The following is a 20069-nucleotide window of genomic DNA, read 5'->3' as shown; positions in this document are numbered from 1 at the left end:
CTGAAGGGAGGGAGTCTCCCCCCTGTCAGGGGGGATCTCCCTTTAATCAAAGGAGAGATCCATGAAAATCATCAATTTGTCCCAACGAGACGATGATTGGTTGGAATGGCGTAAAGGCGGCATAACTGCCACTGACGCGACCATTCTGCTTAACCGGTCACCGTATAAAACTCGGTGGCGACTCTGGGCAGAGAAAACGGGCTATGCCCGTGAGGTCGATCTAAGTTTGAATCCTCTCGTTCGTCGAGGGGTTGAGAACGAAGATAAGGCCCGCCAGGCATTTGAAGCGAAGCACAACGATTTGCTTCTTCCTGTCTGCGTTGAATCTGCACAGAACCCTCTCCTGCGAGCCTCTTTGGATGGTTTAACTGGAGATGGGGAGCCTGCCGAGCTGAAGTGCCCAAGCGAGAGCGTCTGGAAGGACGTTTGCGCGAACGGCGTCAACAGCAAGCCATATCAGCTCTACTATGCACAGGTCCAGCATCAATTGCTGGTTACTGGCGCGGACAAGGGCTGGTTGGTGTTCTGGTACGAAGGTGAACTCCGAGAGTTTGTGATTACTCGCGATGAAGCCATGCTCAATGAACTGCTGGCGCAAGCCAAGGAGTTCTGGCAGCAAGTGCTGGAACGTAAGGAACCCGAAAAAGATCCTGAGCGCGATTTGTATATCCCTCACGGGAAGCAGGCCGAGCGATGGATCAGTGCAGCAGAGGAATACCGAATCTATGATGCTGAGATTCAGGAGCTTAAACAGCGACTGAGTGAGCTTCAGGATAAGCAAAAACCTTTGCTGGACGATATGAAGTCTCTGATGGGCGAATACTTTCACGCTGACTACGGCGGTGTGATGGTAACTCGCTACAAAGTGGCTGGACGGGTGAATTACAAGAAGCTGCTTGAAGAGAAGGCGTCCGGTGTTAAGCCTGACGACATCGACAAGTACAGAGACGAAGCTGGAGAACGGTGCCGTGTCACGGTGACCGATTCTGTCAAGCCACGGTACATTGTGGACGAGGAGGTGCTTGCACCGCTCGACTACATGCCGGAAGAAGTCGAATCCTCTTATTTTTAGGGGGCGACTGGTCTGGGGGCGTAACGCCCCCTTTCCCGCTTAGATTCCCCAGCGAGTCTATGCCGGAAAGGCGGTTTTACTCTCAATGAGAGTGAAATGAGGTAGCTGGCCTCTTCAAACAAACAGCATATCCCACATATCCAGGCGTCTGTCCGGCGCAGGGAACCCATCTTAGTGCAACGCTTTCCCCGGCAGGGGAGAGTCCTTTAACTGATAACTCCCTCGGGAGAATTTAAAGCAAGTCCATTGGCCCCTGTCGGGTGCTGGTGGACCTTACTCATGGAGGCAACCTATGAACAACGCACTGTCAGATACATACGATGACCGCGTGATAATACCTGACGCACAAATGAACCTATTTGGTCTTGAACCGAAAGACATCATTGCGCGTCAGCCAGCAATGCCGGGTGTGTTTTTCGATGCTCCCGACATCGAGCTTGACTATGACATCGCTGTAGTTTGCATGTCCGGTGGCAAAGACTCGCTGGCGGCGCTCAAATACCTTTTGGACCGAGGTTTTCCGGCTTCCCGGATAGAGCTGTGGCACCACTTGGTAGATGGGCAGGAGGCCGCCGAGAGCTTCATGGATTGGCCGTTCATTGATGACTACTGCGTAAAGCTGGCGGAATCGCTGAATATGCCCCTGTACTTCTCATGGCTGAAGCATGGCTTTAAGGGAGAGATGCTCAAGCACAACTCCCGAAGCCATTCACACATGGTTGGTACTCCAGATGGCATTGTTGAGTTGACCCGCGAAGCAGCAAAGGAGGCTACTCGACGTAAATTCCCGCAGCAGGCTGCAAGCCTTCAAACGCGCTGGTGTTCCAGTGCGCTGAAGATAGATGTAGGCCGCAGGGCGGTAACTTGCCAGGAACGATTCATCGACAAAAAGGTGTTGTTCGTGACGGGCGAGCGCCGCGAGGAATCAAGCAATCGGGCCAAGTACAACCAGTTGGAGCCACATTCAACTGATACTGTTCGCAAAAGCGCGAAGCCGCTGAAGCCGCGTCATGTTGATGCCTGGAGGCCGGTGCTGCACCTAAGCGAAGAGGAAGTATGGCAGATGCTCTGTGACTGGCGTATCAATCCACCAGTGCCATACCGGCTCGGGTGGGGGCGGTCCAGTTGCCAGACCTGCATCTTCAACGGTGATCGGATATGGGCAACCATAGCGCATTACTGGCCGGAGCGAGCCCAAGCGATTTCTCAGTACGAGGAGGAGTTCGGGACCGCAATCAGTCGGAACGGCAAAACCGTCATCGAGAGAGCTGCAATGGCAGAGCCCTTGGACATTGATGATGAGCTGGCGCTTCGCCAGGCAAGTCGCAATGAGTACGAGCTGCCAATCTTTGTTCCAGAGAACCAACCGTGGATACTGCCTGCTGGCGCGTATAGCGGTTTGTCGGCTGGGGCAAGCTGACCCACCAATCCTGCCCTTCGGGGCGGGATTTCTACTTTGCGCCCGAAAAGGGCGGTTACAGCGTGGCACCCCGTTTGGGGCTGGGGTAATATCAAATCAAGCCTGTTCCCCAAGTCGTTTGGACGCTTGAGCCAAATAACTTGGAAAACAGGTTTTGCTCTCCACGCGAGAGTGAAAGAGGTAGCTGGCCTCCCCAAACAAACAGCAAATTTCAATCATCCCCATTGGGGCGCATCGTGCCCCTGGGGCTACTGGTGCGCCCTCTACATCCGTAAGGAGTGCATCATGAGCAACACTGTTCAACACCTCGAAAGCCTTTGTGTAATCCACGTCGATTTTGACATCTGGAGCGGACAGACCCGCCTTAGCCCCGCTGATTTGAAGCTGGGTGAGGGTGGCGAAATCCCTCCAGAAAAGGTTGCGCAATTAGGTTCAAAGAAGATCTGTGACCCGGCCAAGCTGAAAGGCTTTAACCGGCTGAAAACAGAAACCCGCCGTCTGTTGCTGAGCTACGGTATGCCGTTCATGAACGGTTTTGCCGTTCCTGCCAGCAAAGCAGACGAAATCTGCGACAAACTCAATGCGGTCAGCGTAGAGTTTGAAGCGTTGAAACAAACCTTCATCAACGGCTACAACGCTGCTGTTGAAGAATGGATCACCGAAAATCCTGAATACGAAACCGCCATTCGCGCAGGAGCCCTTCCAAGGACTGCTGTTGAGAAGCGGATTGGTTTTGAGTACCAGGTCTTCATGATCCAGCCAATCAGTGACAATGACCCAACAGCCAAGAGCCTTAATCGTAAGGTTGAAAGCCTGGGTCGAGACCTTTTGGACGAAGTTACTGAAGAGGCCCAAAAGTTCTTCTCGAAGAACCTCTCGGGTCGAGAAACGTGCGGTGTTACAACCCGCATCACATTGAAGAATATCCGTGACAAAGTAGATGGACTGTCCTTTTTGAACGGTTCTCTCATTCCACTGGTTAACCTGTTGGATGAGACTCTGCGCGGATATGAGCAACATGCTCAAGGTCGTGTAATTCAAGCGCCTTTCTTCTATCAAGTCCTGGCAGCAGTGCTCATTATGAGTGACCGTCAGCGTATCGAAGAGTACGCGACCGGTGCTGTCACACTTGCTGGCATGACCGAATCAGTCACCCCTGAAGGTGTATTGGGTGCTGAGACGCAAGGCAAGCAGGAACCAGCTTCGCAATCTGAAGTAAAAGGTGGTGATAGTGGCGATTTGCCCTACGAGCCGCTGACAGCCGAAGAGCGCGGAGAGCTTGGCGAAACTGAAAGCGAGGTGGCCGACGAGGCTACAGCGCAACAGGAAGCCGCTCCGGAAGAGCCTCCTCTGGAGGATCTTGAAGCTGATATGGACCGTTTCTTTCAGCAGTTTGCCGGTGACGAAGAAGCACCTGCTTCTGAAACGCCGGTTCAAGCGGAGGCCCCAGAAGAACCTGTGGCTGAAGCTGAAACGAACCATGAACCAGAAGTAGTCACTGACTATGAAATCGTAATAGACCCGGAATACGCTCACGAATCGGCTCAAGCTGACGATGTGGATCCGCAACCGGTAGTCATGCCTGAATTTGAAGATGACGCGGAGGATGCGTTCTTCTAATCAGGCAAACCAACCCCGGAGGGGCAGCCACCCCTCTTGGGGGTGGCATGTCTTTTCGCCAGCTCTACCAGGAGAAGAGATATGTCAAAACGCAAAACCATCTACAGCGCACTTCCTATCGTGGCCGCCGCCTATGGTGAGAAGTTCGGTGTGAAAGTAGCCATCGGTGGCGACACCGCCTATACCGATGGACAAACCATCGTGGTCCCCAATATCCCGGACAGCTATCCGCACATGGACGCTGTTTGGGGTTACCTCGCTCATGAAGCAGCTCACGTTCGCCTCACCGATTTTTCGGTGGTGCGGCGTCCGGGGCTTCACGCCGACCTTTCCAACATCCTGGAGGATTGTCGCATCGAGCGGGGAATGATCGAGATTTACCCCGGCACTGCTCAAACCCTGAATGAAGTTGCTCGGTACATGGCCCAAGCGGGTCATTATCAGCACGTCACGAAGGATGATCATCCGGCCTCGATCCTCGAAGCCTTTTGTCTTTACTGGCTGCGATCGCAGGCGGTAGGGCAATCGGTCCTACAGCCATACTTGGATTCAGCCAAGGTGGCGCTTGAACAAGCATTCCCGCGTGGAGTTGTTGTTCGACTCAATGCTTTGCTCCGTAAAGCGGTTGGCGCTAAGTCAACGGCTGAAGCGGTAGCTCTCACTGAAGAGATCATGAAGATGCTCGAAGAGGAAAAGCAGAAGGAAGAGCAGCAGCAACAGCAACAACAGCAGTCAGACCAAGGGCAAAGCCAGCAACAGCAGCAAAGTCCAAACGGGTCGGCTGGTGGGAATGATGACTCCCAAGGTCAGAAAAACCAGGATAACCAGAAGGGCGACCAGGGAGGTCAGCAGAAGAACGCTGACCAATCGCAGGACGACCAGAAAGGTGACACCGGTAAAAATGGTGAACCTGGTAAAGATGATCAGAAGGGGCAGTCCTCAAAAGGACAGTCGGACCAGCAAGGGGCGGACAAGGGCTCATCGCAATCGCCGAACGGTGATAGTGACGGGCAGAAGTCTGACTCCAGCCAGGGCCAATCTGGCAATGGCGCTGGTTCTGACGAGAAGAAAAATGCCGCTGAAGTTATTCGACAAGTGCTGAATGCTCAAGGTGATGACTTGCTCGGTGACGCGCACGAGTCATTGAGAGCTGAACTTGAGAAAACCGCTGACCAGGGGGGAGACCCTCACTATCAAACGGTTCGCAGTGCTGTGGCTTCGCCTAAGCACCCGCAGGGCCGTCAACTGGTTGATTCAGTGAAAAGCACGACCTCGAAGATTCGGAGCCAGCTCTACGGTTTGGTGCAAGCCAGCCAGCGCTCTGGTAGCCGAAACAAGCGGTCAGGTAAACGTCTGGATACCCGTAGCCTCTATCGCGTGGTTGCTGGGGATACTCGCGTTTTCCGTACACCCACGGAAAGGCAGCGTCCTAATACGGCGGTGCATATCCTGGTGGACATGAGCGGGTCAATGGGCAACAAGGTTAGCCAGGCACAGGGGGCGAAAACACGCTATGAAGTAGCGCGTGAATCGGCCTTGGCACTAGCGCTTGCGCTGGAGCCTATTCCTGGTGTTAACCCTGCCGTGACCTTCTTCATGGGCAATCGAAGCCAGCCGGTCTTCAGTGTCGTGAAGCATGGAGAGAATGTTCTCAACCAATCGGGTCGTTTCATGCTCGGACCTCGTGGGAGCACACCGATGGCAGAAGCCGTCTGGTATGCAGCCTATGAGCTGAGCAAGACTCGTGAGGAGCGGAAAATGATGATCGTCGTGACGGATGGAGAACCCAGTCGGGTCGCTCCCTGTAAGGCGGTTATCGACCTCTGTGACCGAAGCGACATTGATATGGTCGGCATCGGCATCGAAACGTCAGCCGTGTCTGCGTTGTTCCCTACGAACATCGTGATTGATGATGCGGCTGACCTGCAAAGAACCCTGTTTAAGTTAATGGAGCGGTCTCTGACTGCTACTGCGGCCTAACAGGGGTATTTGAAACAGGGTGACCTCTCCGAGAGGAAGGGGTCGCCTTTTTTTATCTAAGGAGACACTTATGAAAAGTGGTAATGACAGCTTGTCGCGTACCCCTGCAAAGGGGCTTGCGTTAGCGACTTTCATAGGAGCATCTCTGTCCCATCGGGGCAAAGATGAAAACGAGCAGCAACCCGGCTTTCCAGCAAGTGCTAAGCGCTTTCTGCTGAAACCGGAAAGAATCCCGCAACAGGTAAGGGGTTCTGAAAACAGCAGCAAAAATTACCTGAAATCACCCGCCAAGGGGAGGAGGCTCCCTTTGGGGGGATCTCCTCTAACCGCCCGCCTTGGCTTCAAAAATAACCGGAGTTTAGGGCTGGTTACTCCGAGTAATGAGGAGAAGCGATTATGTCCTTCAAGAAGAAAATCTTCCGCTTTGCGCGGGAGTTTCTCAAGGATGCCGGTATCGGCCTCGCATTGCTGGGAGCTGGGGCGCTTGCGTTCCAAGGTCTCGGTGAGGCGAATGTCGTTGTGTTCGGCGTTCTGTTCATCGTCCTCGGTGGTGTCATGAACGTGGCATCGCTGGTGATGCTGCTGCTCGAAGATCTGATCTTCGAGGAGTAGTGAAGTTTTTGGCAAAGTGCTAGACTAGGAGACATGAATATGTTCGCTGCACTTATAGGATTTGGTGGTTTCGTGTTGGCGGTCACACTGATTTGTGTGATCGCCTACCGGAATGCAGACTCACTCGAATGTTGGGCGAAGAAGCACTTCGGCAGTCACAAACACGCCAACTAATGTAAACCGGGATTATCCCGCCAGTAGCCTGTGGAGCCTTGTGCTCCGCAGGTTACCCCCTTCCTGAACGCCTTTACTGTGGACCTTTCTTTCCAGGTTGCTTGGACTTTCACATGTGAAAGATTTTCGAGTTACCCGGAAAGATCGGTTTTGCTCTCCCTGTGAGAGTGAAATGAGGTAGCTGGCCTCTCCAAACAAACAGCAAATCAACTTTTACTAACTAACCCTTGCGGGAGGCTATCTCCTGCTGGGGGATACCTCTCGCTCTACTGGAGGTATCCATGAACAATAAATTTCAAGACTTCAAGCTGGTGTATCGTCAGGGTGGTCGTCGTCTGGAGCGTCTTTTTGAAGACACGCTCTATACGAACGTGAAACGTGTAGCAGATTCGTTTCCTCCGACCGTCATGTGGCGTATTTTTCCAGCGTAACTGAAATTAAAACAAACCCTACCAGGGGATCTCCCCCGGCAGGGGTGTGTATCCCCTTCTTAAAACGAAGAGGAGAATAATCATGAGCAATTATTGCATTAATTGCGGTGAACCTGGTTCATTGGAACCAGTAAAGGAGCCTGAGAATCATGAAGCGCCATTTTTAGAACGAGGTGTATTCAATGATACTGAGGCTTCATACAGCGAAGAGCAGGAAGTGACTATTTTATGTTGTGGAGTATGCCAGCATGAAATGATTGACTTGCCATCTGCGGGGAGTTCCGGTTCAGCATTGTTCGTTGTTGTTGGAAGGGTTTGTGACGAAGAGGATGTGCTCCGATTTGTTAAAGCAACCTCGTCTGACGAAGCTGAAGCGAAATTTACGCAAATGATAAAAGTGTTACAGGACTGGAATGGGGATAATGAGATTTACATCGAGTTCTGCGTCCCGCTTTCTGATTATCAGAGTTTCTTAATTTCGTGATCTGATAAAATTATAACCCTGCTGGGGGAATGCCCCAGCAGGGTGCATTTCCCCTTCATAACTTGAAGAGGAAGCTCTTATGATAGCTAGTTACTATCCATCCAATCCCCACTCAAAAATGCCGACTGCCCCATTTGTGAATATAGGTGAAATAACTCATCATTATTCTACAGGCACTCAGTACGAAAGGGTTTATTCGGATGATCCTAAGCTAGATATTCCTAGCTTTTTAAACCGGCATGGTTTTTCTTTAGCAAGCGAATTCCGGCCAACGATGGTCAAGAATGGTGTTGAATGCACAATAAAGCCATTTCGGGATTACGATGATTCTCACAAGGTTTACTTACTTGTTCCGGTGGAAAATGCTTCTATTAACATAGGAGACCGCCAAGTAATATTAAGTGTTGAGAAAGTAAGAGAGATGACGTTAAAGAAAATATCCGAAGCTGGATAAAAATTTGGGAGCTTGCAGTGCTTTCGAGCCCTGCAATATCCTTAATAACATACCCCATCGGGGCGCATCGTGCCCCTGGGGCTACTGGTGCGCCCTCTACATCCGTAAGGAGTGCATCATGAGTCAAAACATCAAGTTCGTTCCCAATCCCTACACGGCTGGCGGCAGCATGAGAGAAGATGTCTTCTCAGTACAATTCTCCGTTTATGTCGAGCTGGAGATAGGGCTGTTGGATAACGACCGAGTTAGCACGTATTCTCAATCTAGTAGTCATTTCGTCGGTGGTGCGCCGACCGTGAGCGAGGCTGTGGATTTGGCAAGTCAATTCTTGGCAAAATATAGCCACGACGATGCGCTGGATGCGGTTGCACGAGAATACATCTGCCCAGAAGAGGATTGTCTGGAGTGGTCATCTGCTCAGAGTGTTCGTATTTACGACAGAGAGCATCGCCTGATTATGGGAGGTGCTGCTGCCGGATCGACCGTTACGTGGGTGGAGCCAGTCACCAGCATCCCTGAGAGGGCTGAAGTGGAAGCCAAAATAGAGGCTCTGCTGTCTGAAGCTAGTTTCGAGGCCGGTTGGGACAACTACTCCACCGCCAAAGGGCTGCGACGGACGGCTGAAAGGCTTCGCTGGAAACTGTCCCCTTCGCCAATCGTTCTGACGCCATACTTCGCGCAGGAGCTGGCGCAGAAGGGGCTCTTTGCGAGCCATTGAATCGGATATTCCGACACAACTTGTGGGGCCGAAAGGCCCTGCAAGTCCCTTTCCTGCCCCTGTGTCGATAAATAGCCCCCGCGCCCTAAACGGGCAAAACCAGCTTGGTGCCTACCAGGCGTATCGAGTAACATTTCTTTAAGCCTGCTTTCCACGGTGCTTTTTCCATGAATGGGATAAGAGTGGCTTGGAAAACAAGGTTTTGCTCTCCCAGTGAGAGTGAAAAGAGGTAGCTGGCCTCCCCAAACAAACAGCAAATTTCATAAACCCCTCCGGGGCGCTCAGCCCTAAAGGGGACTGGTGCGTCCCGAACATACATGTTAGGAGAAGCACCATGACCCACCATGCAGATCAAATTGATAGAATCAAAGCCACTATGGAGCACGTAGCGGCATCCCTCAAACTTCCCGAGCTTTACCAAAATGATTTGGAAGCGGACCTTGAGTCGCTGAATCGTTTTAAAGGCACAAAGCTCGTCTGGTTATTGAGAACCTGTGGAACCATCCTGGTTCCTGCGCAGCTCGGAGTTGATCCGGGATACATCACGCATTGGCTGTGGGGTAACCACGGACAAGATGTGGTCCCGTTCATTGTCGATACTACAACCGGCCTGGTTGAGAAAACGACCTTCGAGGAAGCTGAAAAGCTCATCATGCAGCCCCCCTGCAATATCAGCTCAACCATGTCTCGCGAACAGTTGACCGAACAGGTTACGCAAGTTCTTGAGAGAGGTTGCGAGTTGAGAATTTGGGGATTGTTCGAGTCGCCAAACTCGGTGTCAGCCGTTGGTGGGTGGAAAGAGTGGCAAGCCTATTTCAGTTCGACGGGCAACCGTCTCATGGCTGATTTCATGGGTAAAGCCATTCGCTTCGCCAATCCTCGGACATAACTTTGAAATAACCCTTCGGGGGCCATCAGCCCCAAGGGGGACTGGTGGTCTCTAAAACCTCGGAGACACATCATGAACACTCTCGCAAATCTTGAATCCGTTATGTTCCAGTCTAAAGCGCTGAGTCGGTATCTCGGTTCTCTGAACCGAAACCAGATGCAGCACCTGGATGGGGAGATTTTCGCAAAGCTCTATTGGCGAAAGCGAAACCCTGACTGCTACAAGGACGAAAGCAACAAGCTGTTTGCAAGACTCCGCTGGACTAAGCGCCTCATTAAAAAGCGCTTGAAAACCGGAAACGTCAAACCTGAGCTGACCGAAAACGGCTCAGTGATGGAACGCTTCAATTTCCCTTTCGGTGACTCCCTGGATTTCTCCTGCCGCTTTCTCCGCCATTCTGGCTGGGAAGTGATTTTTCAGGAATCCGGGTGCAACGTGTTCTGGGCAAATGAAGATGAACTGAAACTCTGCACTTACTGTGAAGGTGATGTGGTCATGATGAAAGCGCCAGATAAAACGGCGTTCACAAGAGACCGCAATAGTATTGCTTCGTGGTATGCGGACAACGCTTGAATCAAACCCTTAACAGGGGCCGCTCGCCCCTGTAGGGGAGCGTGTTGGCCCTCCTCACGGAGAGTAGCCATGTTTAACGCATCTGTATGTTCCTACCCGTCACGCGGGCACTGGGGCAACAACAAATACCGGGGCAACTGCTCCGGTTTCATCGTGAAGGATTTCATTGAGTCCTTCATGCGAAACAAGAACGGATTGGTCGCAGACCCGAGCGTCGGAGGCGGGACCAGTGAGGATGTAGCCAAAGAGCTTGGTGTTCGTTTCAAAGGGACAGACCTTCATCGAGGGTTCAACCTGCTAACGGACGACTTCAAGACTCACCTTGGCGAAGAGGCCCACCTTGTTTGGTGGCACCCGCCTTACTGGGACATGCTTCAGTATTCGGGGAAGGAGTGGGGCGAGCCCAATAAATGGGACATGAGCCGCATGGACCTGCCGCAATTCGTAGAGTCGCTGGAGCTGGCGGTCATGAATATTCATGACGCCTGTGAGAAAGGCGGCCACTACGGGATCCTCATGGGCAACCTTCGCAGAGACGGGAATTACTACAACCTGTCCAGCTTAGTTGAGCGCATTGCACCTGGGAAGCTGGTCGATGAGATTATCAAGATGCAGTACAACTGCGTCAGTGATCGAAGAGACTACTCAGGCCGCTTGATCCGCATCGCTCATGAGAAGCTGCTTGTGTTTCGTCGAGACAAAGCTCCGTCACTGGTTTTCCTGATGGAAACCCATAGGCGGGCCATGAACATGGTAGCCACAACCTGGAAGGCGGCAGTGCGTCGCGTTCTTCAGGGGAAGACCATGAAGCTGGACGAAATATACGCCTCGATGGAGCCGTTTGCTCAGCACCGTCAGAACAACCATTGGCAAGCCAAGGTTAGACAGGTGTTACAAGACGAACGCTTCTTCAATCGTGTTGAGACCGGTGTTTATGCACTTGCTCAATGATTTACCAACCCTCTGGGGGTGACACCCTCTGGGGATGGTCATTCCCTCTAATCGGAGACGAATGACCATGGAGATACTCCTTCAACCCAGCGAAGAAACGCTGCTGGCGCAAATGGAGAAGAAACACATTCCTGTAGAGACGCATTGTCGAAGCGGCATCTGCGGGATGTGCAAAAAGCGGCTGTTAAAAGGTGAGGTGACTTACCTGGAGGAGCCGTTGGCCTACCTGGCAGAAGGGGAGATCTTGGTGTGCTGCGCGAGCGCAACCACCGAGGTCGTACTCGACCACCAGGACTGAAACTGCGCCGGTTGTTTCCGGCGTGACCTCAAATCAGGGGGCCATCCCCGTAATTGGGCGGTGGCCCTCGTCAAATTGGAGTGACTATGAACACGCAACATACACAGCAACACGTCCGGTTCCCTGGGAACCATGTTGAAACTCTCGCGCAAGCGGAAGCGATGTTGGAAGCCGTTTCGACGGATGCCGATAAGCAAAGCGACCCAGTGATTCGCAGTGAACTTAGAACGCTGGGTAGCTGGTTAGAATCCCGCATTAGCGATCATAAGTGCTGAGTATCAATTTGATATGACTGACTGCAACCCTACGGGGGCTCTTTGCCCCTATGGGGTTATTGGGCCTCCCTGATAAGCAGAGGAGATACCCATGAAAGCAGCACGTTTAGACTTTCCGCCTCCGGGTGGAGTCCAACTAGAGCTGGATTTGTTTGGTTCGCCAGAGCCTGCACGTTCAGCCGACATCATTCCCTTCGAGCCCCGGTTTGAATGGACTGAAAAAGCCATTGAAGAGCTTCGAGAAGGTTTTCTATGGCACAGCCTGAGAGTTCTGGCCGATGGTCGAGCTGGTGAGGGGATCAAGCAAGAAACGCTGGAGTGGATGATGTCCAACGACATCGCTCCGTTCTCGTTCGTTGTTTGCTGCTCGGAGCTGGGGTACGCCCCTGCAACACTTCGAGACCAAACCCTCGATGTTCTGCGTCGGTTGGAAAGGCGAAAAGCAAGGGAATCCTGCCAGGGATAACCTTGCATAGCGTTGGAGAGGGGCCTGCGGGCCTCTCTCCGGCGTTTTCCGGGTCACTCTGGATCAAGGTAGCAGAGTGACGCGGAAAGCGTCCTGGACGCTTAGTGTGATAGCTGGTCACCTAAAACAAACAGCATTCAACTATCCCAAGGTTAACGCCCTGGGACTTTCATTCTAAAGCTGGTGGTCCATCACGGGTCTACCAGCTCATCCCAAATGAGGTGCAACTATGTCCATTTCCCTTGTAGGAATTGATATTGAGTCCGGTGGACTTGACGGATACATCGAAATCGACGGCCAACGAGTCCATGGGGCGGCTTACTACCCAATCCTGGAGATCGGGGTTCTGGTGGCAACATCAGACCTTCAGAAAGCAGACGCCTTCTCCGTTGGCATTCGCCAAAGCCAGGAATCTCTCGACAAGATGGATCCCTGGGCCAAGGAGCAGCATGAGAAATCAGGCTTGCTTGAAGTGCTGGCGGAAGGCGGCGGCCACAACTACCTGGCTGACAGCGTTGAAGATGCCGCAGCTTATATCATCCAGCGTTTGGAATCGGTCGGAGCGATGCCTTACGACCGTAAAGAACGTACCGGTTCGATAGTGTTTGGTAATAGCGTGGGGTTCGATATGAACTTCATTGGGGCTCAGATGCCCGAACTCGCCAATCACTTTCATTACCGGAAAATCGACATCAGTGCGATAGCGCTGCTGGAACGTACAGCTTGGAACTGGGTAGGTTTCAATCCACCCGAAAAGCAGTACGGACACACTGCTTTGGCAGATATTCAGGAGAGCTTTGATGAGCTGAAAAGCTACACGAAAACCCTCCAAACCATGATTGAGAATATGAAGTTATGATTCTCACATCCTCTATCTACCAATGAAACCAAACGCGCAGCGCCCCCGGCTCGGGCGGAATTGCGCCATCTCAAGTAAGGAGAGTAACTATGTCCGTTCAACACAATGCGACAACTGAGTCTGTGGAATCCATCGCTTTGTCCGACCTCGAACTGCCGTTCGATGCGTCGCCAATCATGGACTATCACACACCTGCAAAACGTCTCGTCGGCACAACCCTGATTGTGGGGTATTTGTCCGACGATTCTGACTGCCAAAACCCGCTGGAGGACTGTGACGGCATGGGCAAGATCCATTCTGCTCATCGCCATTCACGGAATCACAGTGAAATGCAGGAAGCCTTGGCTTTGGATTCTGACTGGGAGCCAGACCTGGACTTGGTTGATGACTTTACCAGTCGTCTTCGCAGGCCCTGGATTGAGGCTGCCATGCAGTCGGCGGAGTTCATTGAATGGGCGAACGAATCCGCAGGGCCTACGGCTCGAAAGGATGATGCCTATTACAAACGACGCGCAGCCAAGCTATGGAGAGAGACCGATGGCGAATACTGCTATGGGGCCTCTGACATATATGACTTCGACTTCACTGACTCCGTGAGAGAGCAAGTCTGGCAGGAACTACGTTCCGAAGGGCTGATAGGCGACCGCGATGCGGTTGTCCTGGATTGCTATGAGCATGGAGGACAGGTTTGGTCGATCACTGGGCAAGGTATGCAATGCCGGTGGGATACCTCTACAGGTGCAGGCGTCTGGATTCCGGACCAATGCGCGAAGGAGGAGATCGAACGCCGTGCCGCAGTCTACGCCTATGGTGAAGTGAAGGATAACGGCTCGTGGACTCGTGGCAGCGGTCGCAAGCGTTTCTATGCTGAGGTTGATGGGCGATGGGGCGGTGAAATGTCCCCTCAGTTCAAACACTGGCATGAAGCGTTCGACTGGCTAAGCAACCAAGCTGAGTCCTTGAAACTTCCCCGGCGAAAGCTGGAGAGGGAATCTGTCCTGGAAGCAGGACGCCGGAGAGCAGCGGTCGAGTTGGCCGAGAGCGCTTTGGAGTCTTACAACCAGTGGCTGGCCGGTAGCACTTTCGGAATCGTGTCTGCCTCCTTTGAAAATATCGGCACCGCTGAAGAGCCTGAATGGTCATTCGTTGATTCGGATGAATGCTGGGGCTTCATAGGCGACGATTATGCGATGGAGCAGGTAACGGACGAGGTAAACGCGAAAGCGGATAACCTTCAGCCGAAAGCCGCATAACCTTCAACCCTTCCGGGGTGCGCCCCGGTTGGGGCCGCCCCGGTTTAATCCGGAGAGCGATATGTTTGAACACGACTTGAAGAATGAGCTGGCGGACGCTCCTACTGCAAAGGAGTTTCTGCGGAGGGCTTGGCAGTCATCGGAGAAGAATGCAGCGGCAAGACAGTACATTGCTGGTGCTCTCGATGCGATGCGCTATTCAGGACGAATCACCTACGAGGAATACTCTGCGTTCTACGAGGAGTATGTCTTTGGACGTGATAACCAAGGGGGTGGCGTATGAACACGGCCACCCTCTGCCTCCCTAACGAGGGAGAAAAGCCCGTCGATCAGGTTGAGGTACGCCTCGGCTTGGAAGACTGGGACTACGTTGTTGCGACAAAACGGAGCTGGCGCGTTCTCCCTGACTACATGAAGGTCATGGAGTTCCACGGCAAAGGAGATCCCTTCTTTGGTGGGAACGCTTGCGACCTGGTGTTGGGCAAGTGTGGGCGGATCCTTCATGGGCCGACCGCAGGACCAGACGAGGCCGCAGTCTTTTCGACCATCGAAGAGGCCCATGAAGCAGCCAAGCGGATACCGAACCGTCGCCCCGGCAGCATCCTTGGTGTTCTTCCTGTATGGGAGAGACCTCGTGAGCGAACGGTGGCGCAGCGCTACCCTCGGTTGCTTGCCGCGTTAAGGCGGAATTGTTTGCTGACTGAACTGGAGGCATGGTGTGCCCTCAGTCGTCAGGAACCTGAAGCTGTTCGCCACCTTGGCGGCTGGCAGAAGGCAATTCAGGCAGCGTGGGAGTCAAGACACCGGTAATAACTGGCGGCCCGTGGAGCTTCGGCTTCGCGGGCTTTGCCTTCTTGTGCGCCCGTTTTGGGCAATTTGAGCGGTGACATTCCTACCAGGCGAGGTAGAATCACCATTCACAAGCTGTTTTTCCCGTGAAGCCTTCTCATAGGCTGTACCGGTAAAACAGTTTTGCTCTCACTGAGAGTGAAATGAGATAGCTGGTCTCTTCAAACAAACAGCAAATTTCAATTATCCCCATTGGGGCGCATCGTGCCCCTGGGGCTACTGGTGCGCCCTCTACATCCGTAAGGAGTGCATCATGAGTGTAAGTATCAAATCCCTGGTTCTTGAAGCGGTAGAAGAGGCTCTCCGAGTCGCTCAACATCAAACCGAGAAACAGCGGCCTATAGAGAATATAAATGCCCGTTCCATAGCTGATCGGCTTCTCGAAGAGAAGATGGTTGGAATGGCGGATACCGACACCCGAAACCTTTACCTGGTGACTGCTCTAATTGAAAGTGAAGATGATCTCAATGAGTCATTGGAGCTGGAGGAAGTCTGGAAAGGGTTGAAGGACGGATACATAACTGGATTCAACGGCAATGAAAGCGGGCGTTATGCTTTCGATGTTCACACTCTCATCAGGGGGTGAGCATGGCATACGCAAGCAAGCTGCCGGAGAGCCGGTTTAACGCCATCTATGACGAGCTTTACAAGCGGGCTGAAGCAGCGGCCATGGCCTCGTATCAGGCCAAATTGGCTAAGGCGAAAACCCGCAAACAGCGTGAAAAATGTGCAGGGCACTACCCGAGCGACTGGTCAAAATTGCTTGATCTGTGGTGTCGCGACAAAGTAAGCAACCTGCACGTTCTCGACTGTCTACGAATAGGGCAGGTGTACTCTGGTGAAGAACTCTCCAGCATGCCTGTCCACTAACCCTTTAATGCCCACCGGGCGCACAAGCCCGGTATGGGACGTGTGCGCCCTGATATTCAGGAAGCATCATGTCTCAAGAGCAATATGTAGTTGATTACAGCGGTGAGTTTCCCCACGCAATCCTTGCCCAAGGAAAGGGGAATGACTTTATCGCACTGTTCCGACTGAACGAAGCCCTTTTCCAGAATGGGAAGAAAGCGCACTACGAGCTTCTTCACCGCTGGCTGAGGGAACCCTGTGTAGACGAAGACGATCAGTCCTGGTCCTTGGTGATGGGGACTGAGCGTACCTACCTTCCATCCACAGACGTTGAACCCTTGCTGCAAAGACTGAAAAGCGAAGAGGTTGAGATTTTCGACCACTTCAATGTGTCTTAACGCGACAAACCATTAACCCTACCGGGACACCATTCCCGGCAGGGGAGGTTCCCGGCCAACCGGAGAGCCTCATGTCAAAATTGACGTATCACAACAACTGCGTTGGATGGCCTGAGCATGACGTACATGCAGAAGGCGGATTGTGCGAAATGATTGATCGTGCCATCGACATCACACGCAACACCTTTCTGAAGCACGTTGACCGGGAAAGCCTCCAGAATCTGGAGGAATCGCTCGGTTACGACAAACACCCGAAACAAGGACTGACCATGGCAGGCGATTTTCACGTCAGCTATCACCGGTCCAAGTTGCACGGGGAAACTGTGTATTTCCTGAAGCACTCAGCGATTGAGTACGTCTTCGCGTGATACACCCTGATTTGAATTAAGCCCAGCCGGGGCCACCTGTCCCGCTGGGAATAGGTGGCCCTTCATTTTTGGAGGAATACCTATGGCAACTATCGTCAATACCAAACTCGGTGAACACCGTGGCAAAAAGCGCGTTTGGCTGGAAGGCCAGAAGCTGGTTCGTGAAGGCTACCGCCCCGGCATGAAGTATGACCTTGAGATCAAAGACTCAAAGGTTCTGCTTCGTGTCAGCGAAGCCGGTAAGTTCACAGTCAGTAAACGCGAACGAAACGGGCGTGTTTCACCGATTATTGACCTGACAGCCCAAGAGCTGGCGCACATCTTTGATGGTGTGGAGCTGCTCCGAGTGGCTATCAAAAACGGCACGATTGTCATATCCGCACATCACCAGCACGAGCGGGTGAAAGAGCGGGTAGAGCGCCTTATCGACAAACTTGAGTCAGGAAAGCCTCTTTCTGTATGCAGTCTCTTTCATGGGGGTGGCGTACTGGATAAGGCCCTGCATAAAGGCTTGTGGGATGCTGGTATAACCAGCAAGGTCGCTGTTGCAGTCGAGCTGGAACAGAAATACCTCGATTCGTCGCTTCGGAACAATCCTGAGCTGTGGGATGAGAATTCTACGGTGATTGAGTCTCCGATTCAGGCGGTGAGCATCAATCGGAACCCACCCCAAGTTGATATTTTGGCCGGGGGTGTTCCTTGTACTGGAGCTTCAAAGTCTGGGCGAAGCAAGAACAAGCTGGAGTTTGCTGAATCGCATGAGGCAGCAGGCGCTATGTTCTTCAACTTCCTTCAGTTCGTTGAGGTTCTCAATCCCTCAATCGTCCTCATCGAGAACGTCCCTGAGTACGCGAACACTGCCTCAATGGAGGTGATCCGCTCTGTTCTGGGATCTCTTGGGTACAACATCCAGGAGCGCATTCTCGATGGCAATGAATTTGGTGTCCTGGAGAAGCGCAAGCGACTCTGCGCCATAGCCATATCGAAAGGCATTGAAGGTTTCGACCTTGAAAATGTACTGCCGGTACGGACGAAGGAAGCCTGTTTGAATGACATCCTGGAGGTGGTCCCGCAGGACTCCGACCGCTGGAAATCCTTTGATTACCTGGCGGATAAGGAGAAGCGTGACAAGGCCGCTGGAAAGGGGTTTTCGAGACAGCTCCTCACTGGGGAGGAGGCGTTCTGCGGAACTATCGGTAAAGACTACGCCAAGTGTCGCAGTACCGAGCCTTTTGTGGTGAATAAACAGGATCCAGCTTTATCACGGATTCTGACCCCGACAGAGCATTGTCGTGTGAAGGGTATCCCTGAAGGGATGATTGAAGGGCTGGCGGATACCACCGCGCACCAGGTATTGGGTCAAGCTGTGGTATTTCCCGCGTTCGAGGCAGTAGCCAAAGAGCTTGGGAACAGTCTGTGGCGCTGGCGGCGTCTCAAACAGGTTGTGGTAGAGGTTCTCGACACCGAACAAGATTTTATCGGTGGAGATGACTTCCATTGGGCTACTGCGCTGGTGGATGGGGAAGGCTATATCAAGCTCACCCCAGCCTCAGAAGAAGTAGGTATGCCCATCAACTTCAATCTGTTTGCGGATGAAGAGTCAACGCACATCGCGTTCTTCGATCCCGAAGGGAAAGAAATCAGCTCCGGCCATGAGCCTTGCAAGTATGTTCCAGCAGCATTGACTGCTGGCGGCAAGCTAAGGGTCGCGGCGGAGATGATCAACTGAAACAGCCGGGGAGTCGCCGAAAGGTAGCCTCTCCGGTCAACCAACGGAGGTAACTATGAAAGTCGAAACTGTTATCCGCTTACCAATGGAAGACAGCGGCCTTCAACACTGCATCGTTCGCCTGAACAATCGGAATATGGACTCAACCAGGAAGGATCGGAATCGGTTCTTTCGGCGGGAACCATTAGTGATTGTGAACAAGGCTGATGGAAGCAAGGTTCTTCGCTATGCCATGGGTAACTCCGGGCTGAAGATCTGCAAAAATGCTATCGGGCTGGACTACGATGCTGTGGATGCACTGAGCGTGAGCTACAAGCAAGAAGTCGATCTTGAGGTTCGCCGAGCCAAACGCTGGGAAATCTGGCACTGGTATTGGCAGCATCCGGATCAGAGCGTTCAACTGTCCATTAAGTTGGGAGTCGCTGGCGCTGTGTTGGGAGTCATGGGCTTCTTAACCGGCGTGGCTCCATACATTTTGGGGTAAACAAATAAGCCGTTAACGGGCAATGCAGGTCCGGGAACGGCTTGCATTGCTCTCTCATAAAAGGAGAGAGAAATGAATACTTTGAAAACGCTTGTCAACTCAATGGTTCTTGAGGAAGGTCTAAAAAAGGCGAAGCCTCTGGCTGAGCAAATGGGGCTCGAATCAGTGCCAGATGAGATGCTTGAAATGATTTGTCCGAACCTGAATTATTCAGGGCAATTCACGCCTACGCTGTATGCAAGGTTTCAGAATGTGAAGCGATTGCTAAAAGAGCTGGCGGAACAAACCACACCCAAACACGGCCATATCGTGAAGTTTACGAATCAGTATGGCAGCTATGATGAATCTGCACTGTTATTGCGAGAAGGCGAGATCAGAGGGCAGAATTTGATTGCTTGCGTGGGTGGCAAAAACCTCGGAGACCTCGAACTCCGAGATTATGGACTTGATATGCACATTGGCTGCGGAGGTCCATTTGAACCAGTCTCAGAGACGCAAATTCAGTCGATGACTGAGTTTGATATTCATGAGACCACCTACAACTTTTGGGGGCAAACCCCCTGCGCGAACGGGATGATAAACATCAAAGTCCCTATGAAGCGTTGGATCTTAACGGTGTAGGTAAAACTACAAAACCAAACCCAGCGGGGCGGCTTCGGCTGCTTTGCTGGGTTTTTTTTGTTCAACCGCCCAAAAAGGGCAATTCGGCGTCCGTGGGTGCTGATTCACCCCATGTACCCTTGACGGTGGCTTAATCCACCTTGCAAGGGATAAAACACAATAAAAAACCTTAAACGCAATGCAATGGCTATGGCCGGAGCGTTCGCGTTGCTGTCTGGAGGGGCCACCCCCGCGACCGCGTG

The 20069-nt window shown here is 52.5% G+C and carries 25 protein-coding genes; all 25 read left to right on the top strand.

The window, feature by feature from the left end:
- Window positions 1–61: 61 nt before the first annotated feature.
- Window positions 62–1072: a YqaJ viral recombinase family nuclease gene (locus Y5S_RS18595; protein ID WP_035235280.1), complete on the top strand. Its 1011-nt coding sequence runs from the start codon at window positions 62–64 to the stop codon at window positions 1070–1072.
- Window positions 1073–1364: 292 nt separating this feature from the next.
- Window positions 1365–2492: an adenine nucleotide alpha hydrolase family protein gene (locus Y5S_RS18590; protein WP_035235278.1), complete on the top strand. Its 1128-nt coding sequence runs from the start codon at window positions 1365–1367 to the stop codon at window positions 2490–2492.
- A gap of 285 nt (window positions 2493–2777) precedes the next feature.
- Window positions 2778–4112, top strand: a complete 1335-nt coding sequence (locus tag Y5S_RS18585) for a DUF3150 domain-containing protein (RefSeq protein WP_035235276.1) — start codon at window positions 2778–2780, stop codon at window positions 4110–4112.
- 81 nt (window positions 4113–4193) lie between these two features.
- The gene (locus Y5S_RS18580) at window positions 4194–6092 is read left to right on the top strand and encodes a VWA domain-containing protein (RefSeq protein WP_035235274.1); all 1899 of its coding nucleotides are present in this window, start codon (window positions 4194–4196) and stop codon (window positions 6090–6092) included.
- A gap of 396 nt (window positions 6093–6488) precedes the next feature.
- On the top strand, window positions 6489–6704 hold the full coding sequence (locus Y5S_RS18575; RefSeq protein ID WP_035235272.1) for a hypothetical protein: 216 nt from the start codon (window positions 6489–6491) through the stop codon (window positions 6702–6704).
- Window positions 6705–7159: 455 nt separating this feature from the next.
- Window positions 7160–7309, top strand: coding sequence for a hypothetical protein (locus tag Y5S_RS19920; RefSeq protein WP_197055183.1), 150 nt, complete (start codon window positions 7160–7162; stop codon window positions 7307–7309).
- An 82-nt stretch (window positions 7310–7391) separates the two neighbouring features.
- On the top strand, window positions 7392–7793 hold the full coding sequence (locus Y5S_RS19915; protein ID WP_065130369.1) for a hypothetical protein: 402 nt from the start codon (window positions 7392–7394) through the stop codon (window positions 7791–7793).
- A 79-nt stretch (window positions 7794–7872) separates the two neighbouring features.
- Window positions 7873–8247, top strand: a complete 375-nt coding sequence (locus tag Y5S_RS19795) for a hypothetical protein (protein WP_156107862.1) — start codon at window positions 7873–7875, stop codon at window positions 8245–8247.
- Between the two features lie 118 nt (window positions 8248–8365).
- Window positions 8366–8965, top strand: coding sequence for a hypothetical protein (locus Y5S_RS19280; RefSeq protein WP_052041720.1), 600 nt, complete (start codon window positions 8366–8368; stop codon window positions 8963–8965).
- Between the two features lie 334 nt (window positions 8966–9299).
- The gene (locus Y5S_RS18560; RefSeq protein WP_035235270.1) at window positions 9300–9854 is read left to right on the top strand and encodes a hypothetical protein; all 555 of its coding nucleotides are present in this window, start codon (window positions 9300–9302) and stop codon (window positions 9852–9854) included.
- Window positions 9855–9926: 72 nt separating this feature from the next.
- The gene (locus Y5S_RS18555) at window positions 9927–10427 is read left to right on the top strand and encodes a hypothetical protein (RefSeq protein WP_035235268.1); all 501 of its coding nucleotides are present in this window, start codon (window positions 9927–9929) and stop codon (window positions 10425–10427) included.
- A gap of 69 nt (window positions 10428–10496) precedes the next feature.
- Entirely contained in the window at window positions 10497–11378 is an 882-nt protein-coding gene (locus tag Y5S_RS18550; protein WP_035235265.1) for a restriction endonuclease subunit M, read from the top strand.
- A gap of 61 nt (window positions 11379–11439) precedes the next feature.
- On the top strand, window positions 11440–11676 hold the full coding sequence (gene yfaE / locus Y5S_RS18545) for a class I ribonucleotide reductase maintenance protein YfaE (protein WP_231552747.1): 237 nt from the start codon (window positions 11440–11442) through the stop codon (window positions 11674–11676).
- 366 nt (window positions 11677–12042) lie between these two features.
- Window positions 12043–12417, top strand: a complete 375-nt coding sequence (locus Y5S_RS18540) for a hypothetical protein (protein WP_035235264.1) — start codon at window positions 12043–12045, stop codon at window positions 12415–12417.
- A gap of 229 nt (window positions 12418–12646) precedes the next feature.
- A complete protein-coding gene (orn, locus tag Y5S_RS18535) occupies window positions 12647–13276 on the top strand; it encodes an oligoribonuclease (protein ID WP_035235262.1) in 630 nt (209 codons plus the stop codon).
- An 89-nt stretch (window positions 13277–13365) separates the two neighbouring features.
- On the top strand, window positions 13366–14529 hold the full coding sequence (locus tag Y5S_RS18530; protein ID WP_035235260.1) for a hypothetical protein: 1164 nt from the start codon (window positions 13366–13368) through the stop codon (window positions 14527–14529).
- A 61-nt stretch (window positions 14530–14590) separates the two neighbouring features.
- Window positions 14591–14812 carry a hypothetical protein gene (locus Y5S_RS18525; protein WP_035235258.1) on the top strand — a complete coding sequence of 74 codons (222 nt, stop codon included), beginning with the start codon at window positions 14591–14593 and terminating at the stop codon, window positions 14810–14812.
- Window positions 14809–15339, top strand: a complete 531-nt coding sequence (locus Y5S_RS18520; RefSeq protein WP_035235256.1) for a hypothetical protein — start codon at window positions 14809–14811, stop codon at window positions 15337–15339. Before Y5S_RS18525 ends, Y5S_RS18520 begins: the two co-directional genes overlap by 4 nt.
- A gap of 292 nt (window positions 15340–15631) precedes the next feature.
- Window positions 15632–15964: a hypothetical protein gene (locus tag Y5S_RS18515; protein ID WP_035235254.1), complete on the top strand. Its 333-nt coding sequence runs from the start codon at window positions 15632–15634 to the stop codon at window positions 15962–15964.
- A 2-nt stretch (window positions 15965–15966) separates the two neighbouring features.
- Complete coding sequence (locus Y5S_RS18510; protein ID WP_035235252.1) at window positions 15967–16248, top strand: hypothetical protein; 282 nt, start codon at window positions 15967–15969, stop codon at window positions 16246–16248.
- A gap of 68 nt (window positions 16249–16316) precedes the next feature.
- Window positions 16317–16625 (top strand): hypothetical protein, encoded by a 309-nt coding sequence (locus tag Y5S_RS18505; protein ID WP_035235251.1) that lies wholly within the window; start codon window positions 16317–16319, stop codon window positions 16623–16625.
- A gap of 71 nt (window positions 16626–16696) precedes the next feature.
- Complete coding sequence (locus tag Y5S_RS18500; RefSeq protein WP_156107860.1) at window positions 16697–16993, top strand: hypothetical protein; 297 nt, start codon at window positions 16697–16699, stop codon at window positions 16991–16993.
- Between the two features lie 82 nt (window positions 16994–17075).
- On the top strand, window positions 17076–18722 hold the full coding sequence (locus Y5S_RS18495) for a DNA cytosine methyltransferase (protein WP_035235249.1): 1647 nt from the start codon (window positions 17076–17078) through the stop codon (window positions 18720–18722).
- Window positions 18723–18777: 55 nt separating this feature from the next.
- The gene (locus tag Y5S_RS18490; RefSeq protein ID WP_035235247.1) at window positions 18778–19206 is read left to right on the top strand and encodes a hypothetical protein; all 429 of its coding nucleotides are present in this window, start codon (window positions 18778–18780) and stop codon (window positions 19204–19206) included.
- A gap of 72 nt (window positions 19207–19278) precedes the next feature.
- Window positions 19279–19827, top strand: coding sequence for a hypothetical protein (locus Y5S_RS18485; protein ID WP_035235245.1), 549 nt, complete (start codon window positions 19279–19281; stop codon window positions 19825–19827).
- Window positions 19828–20069: the final 242 nt, after the last annotated feature.

Source organism: Alcanivorax nanhaiticus (assembly GCF_000756665.1).
Classification (GTDB): Bacteria; Pseudomonadota; Gammaproteobacteria; order Pseudomonadales; family Alcanivoracaceae; genus Alcanivorax; species Alcanivorax nanhaiticus.
Note: the sequence above shows the minus strand (reverse complement) of the source record. Positions and strands in the feature narration are given on the sequence as shown.

Coding starts and splice junctions, on each gene's coding strand:
- Y5S_RS18550 (WP_035235265.1), top strand. CDS start 10,497: ATGTTTAACGCATCTGTATGTTCCTACCCGTCACGCGGGCACTGGGGC.
- orn (WP_035235262.1), top strand. CDS start 12,647: ATGTCCATTTCCCTTGTAGGAATTGATATTGAGTCCGGTGGACTTGAC.
- Y5S_RS18525 (WP_035235258.1), top strand. CDS start 14,591: ATGTTTGAACACGACTTGAAGAATGAGCTGGCGGACGCTCCTACTGCA.
- Y5S_RS18510 (WP_035235252.1), top strand. CDS start 15,967: ATGGCATACGCAAGCAAGCTGCCGGAGAGCCGGTTTAACGCCATCTAT.
- Y5S_RS18560 (WP_035235270.1), top strand. CDS start 9,300: ATGACCCACCATGCAGATCAAATTGATAGAATCAAAGCCACTATGGAG.
- Y5S_RS18505 (WP_035235251.1), top strand. CDS start 16,317: ATGTCTCAAGAGCAATATGTAGTTGATTACAGCGGTGAGTTTCCCCAC.
- Y5S_RS18555 (WP_035235268.1), top strand. CDS start 9,927: ATGAACACTCTCGCAAATCTTGAATCCGTTATGTTCCAGTCTAAAGCG.
- Y5S_RS18530 (WP_035235260.1), top strand. CDS start 13,366: ATGTCCGTTCAACACAATGCGACAACTGAGTCTGTGGAATCCATCGCT.
- Y5S_RS18590 (WP_035235278.1), top strand. CDS start 1,365: ATGAACAACGCACTGTCAGATACATACGATGACCGCGTGATAATACCT.
- Y5S_RS18495 (WP_035235249.1), top strand. CDS start 17,076: ATGGCAACTATCGTCAATACCAAACTCGGTGAACACCGTGGCAAAAAG.
- Y5S_RS18585 (WP_035235276.1), top strand. CDS start 2,778: ATGAGCAACACTGTTCAACACCTCGAAAGCCTTTGTGTAATCCACGTC.
- Y5S_RS18490 (WP_035235247.1), top strand. CDS start 18,778: ATGAAAGTCGAAACTGTTATCCGCTTACCAATGGAAGACAGCGGCCTT.
- Y5S_RS19920 (WP_197055183.1), top strand. CDS start 7,160: ATGAACAATAAATTTCAAGACTTCAAGCTGGTGTATCGTCAGGGTGGT.
- Y5S_RS19795 (WP_156107862.1), top strand. CDS start 7,873: ATGATAGCTAGTTACTATCCATCCAATCCCCACTCAAAAATGCCGACT.
- Y5S_RS18520 (WP_035235256.1), top strand. CDS start 14,809: ATGAACACGGCCACCCTCTGCCTCCCTAACGAGGGAGAAAAGCCCGTC.
- Y5S_RS18540 (WP_035235264.1), top strand. CDS start 12,043: ATGAAAGCAGCACGTTTAGACTTTCCGCCTCCGGGTGGAGTCCAACTA.
- Y5S_RS18595 (WP_035235280.1), top strand. CDS start 62: ATGAAAATCATCAATTTGTCCCAACGAGACGATGATTGGTTGGAATGG.
- Y5S_RS18500 (WP_156107860.1), top strand. CDS start 16,697: ATGTCAAAATTGACGTATCACAACAACTGCGTTGGATGGCCTGAGCAT.
- Y5S_RS18575 (WP_035235272.1), top strand. CDS start 6,489: ATGTCCTTCAAGAAGAAAATCTTCCGCTTTGCGCGGGAGTTTCTCAAG.
- Y5S_RS19915 (WP_065130369.1), top strand. CDS start 7,392: ATGAGCAATTATTGCATTAATTGCGGTGAACCTGGTTCATTGGAACCA.
- Y5S_RS18485 (WP_035235245.1), top strand. CDS start 19,279: ATGAATACTTTGAAAACGCTTGTCAACTCAATGGTTCTTGAGGAAGGT.
- Y5S_RS19280 (WP_052041720.1), top strand. CDS start 8,366: ATGAGTCAAAACATCAAGTTCGTTCCCAATCCCTACACGGCTGGCGGC.
- yfaE (WP_231552747.1), top strand. CDS start 11,440: ATGACCATGGAGATACTCCTTCAACCCAGCGAAGAAACGCTGCTGGCG.
- Y5S_RS18515 (WP_035235254.1), top strand. CDS start 15,632: ATGAGTGTAAGTATCAAATCCCTGGTTCTTGAAGCGGTAGAAGAGGCT.
- Y5S_RS18580 (WP_035235274.1), top strand. CDS start 4,194: ATGTCAAAACGCAAAACCATCTACAGCGCACTTCCTATCGTGGCCGCC.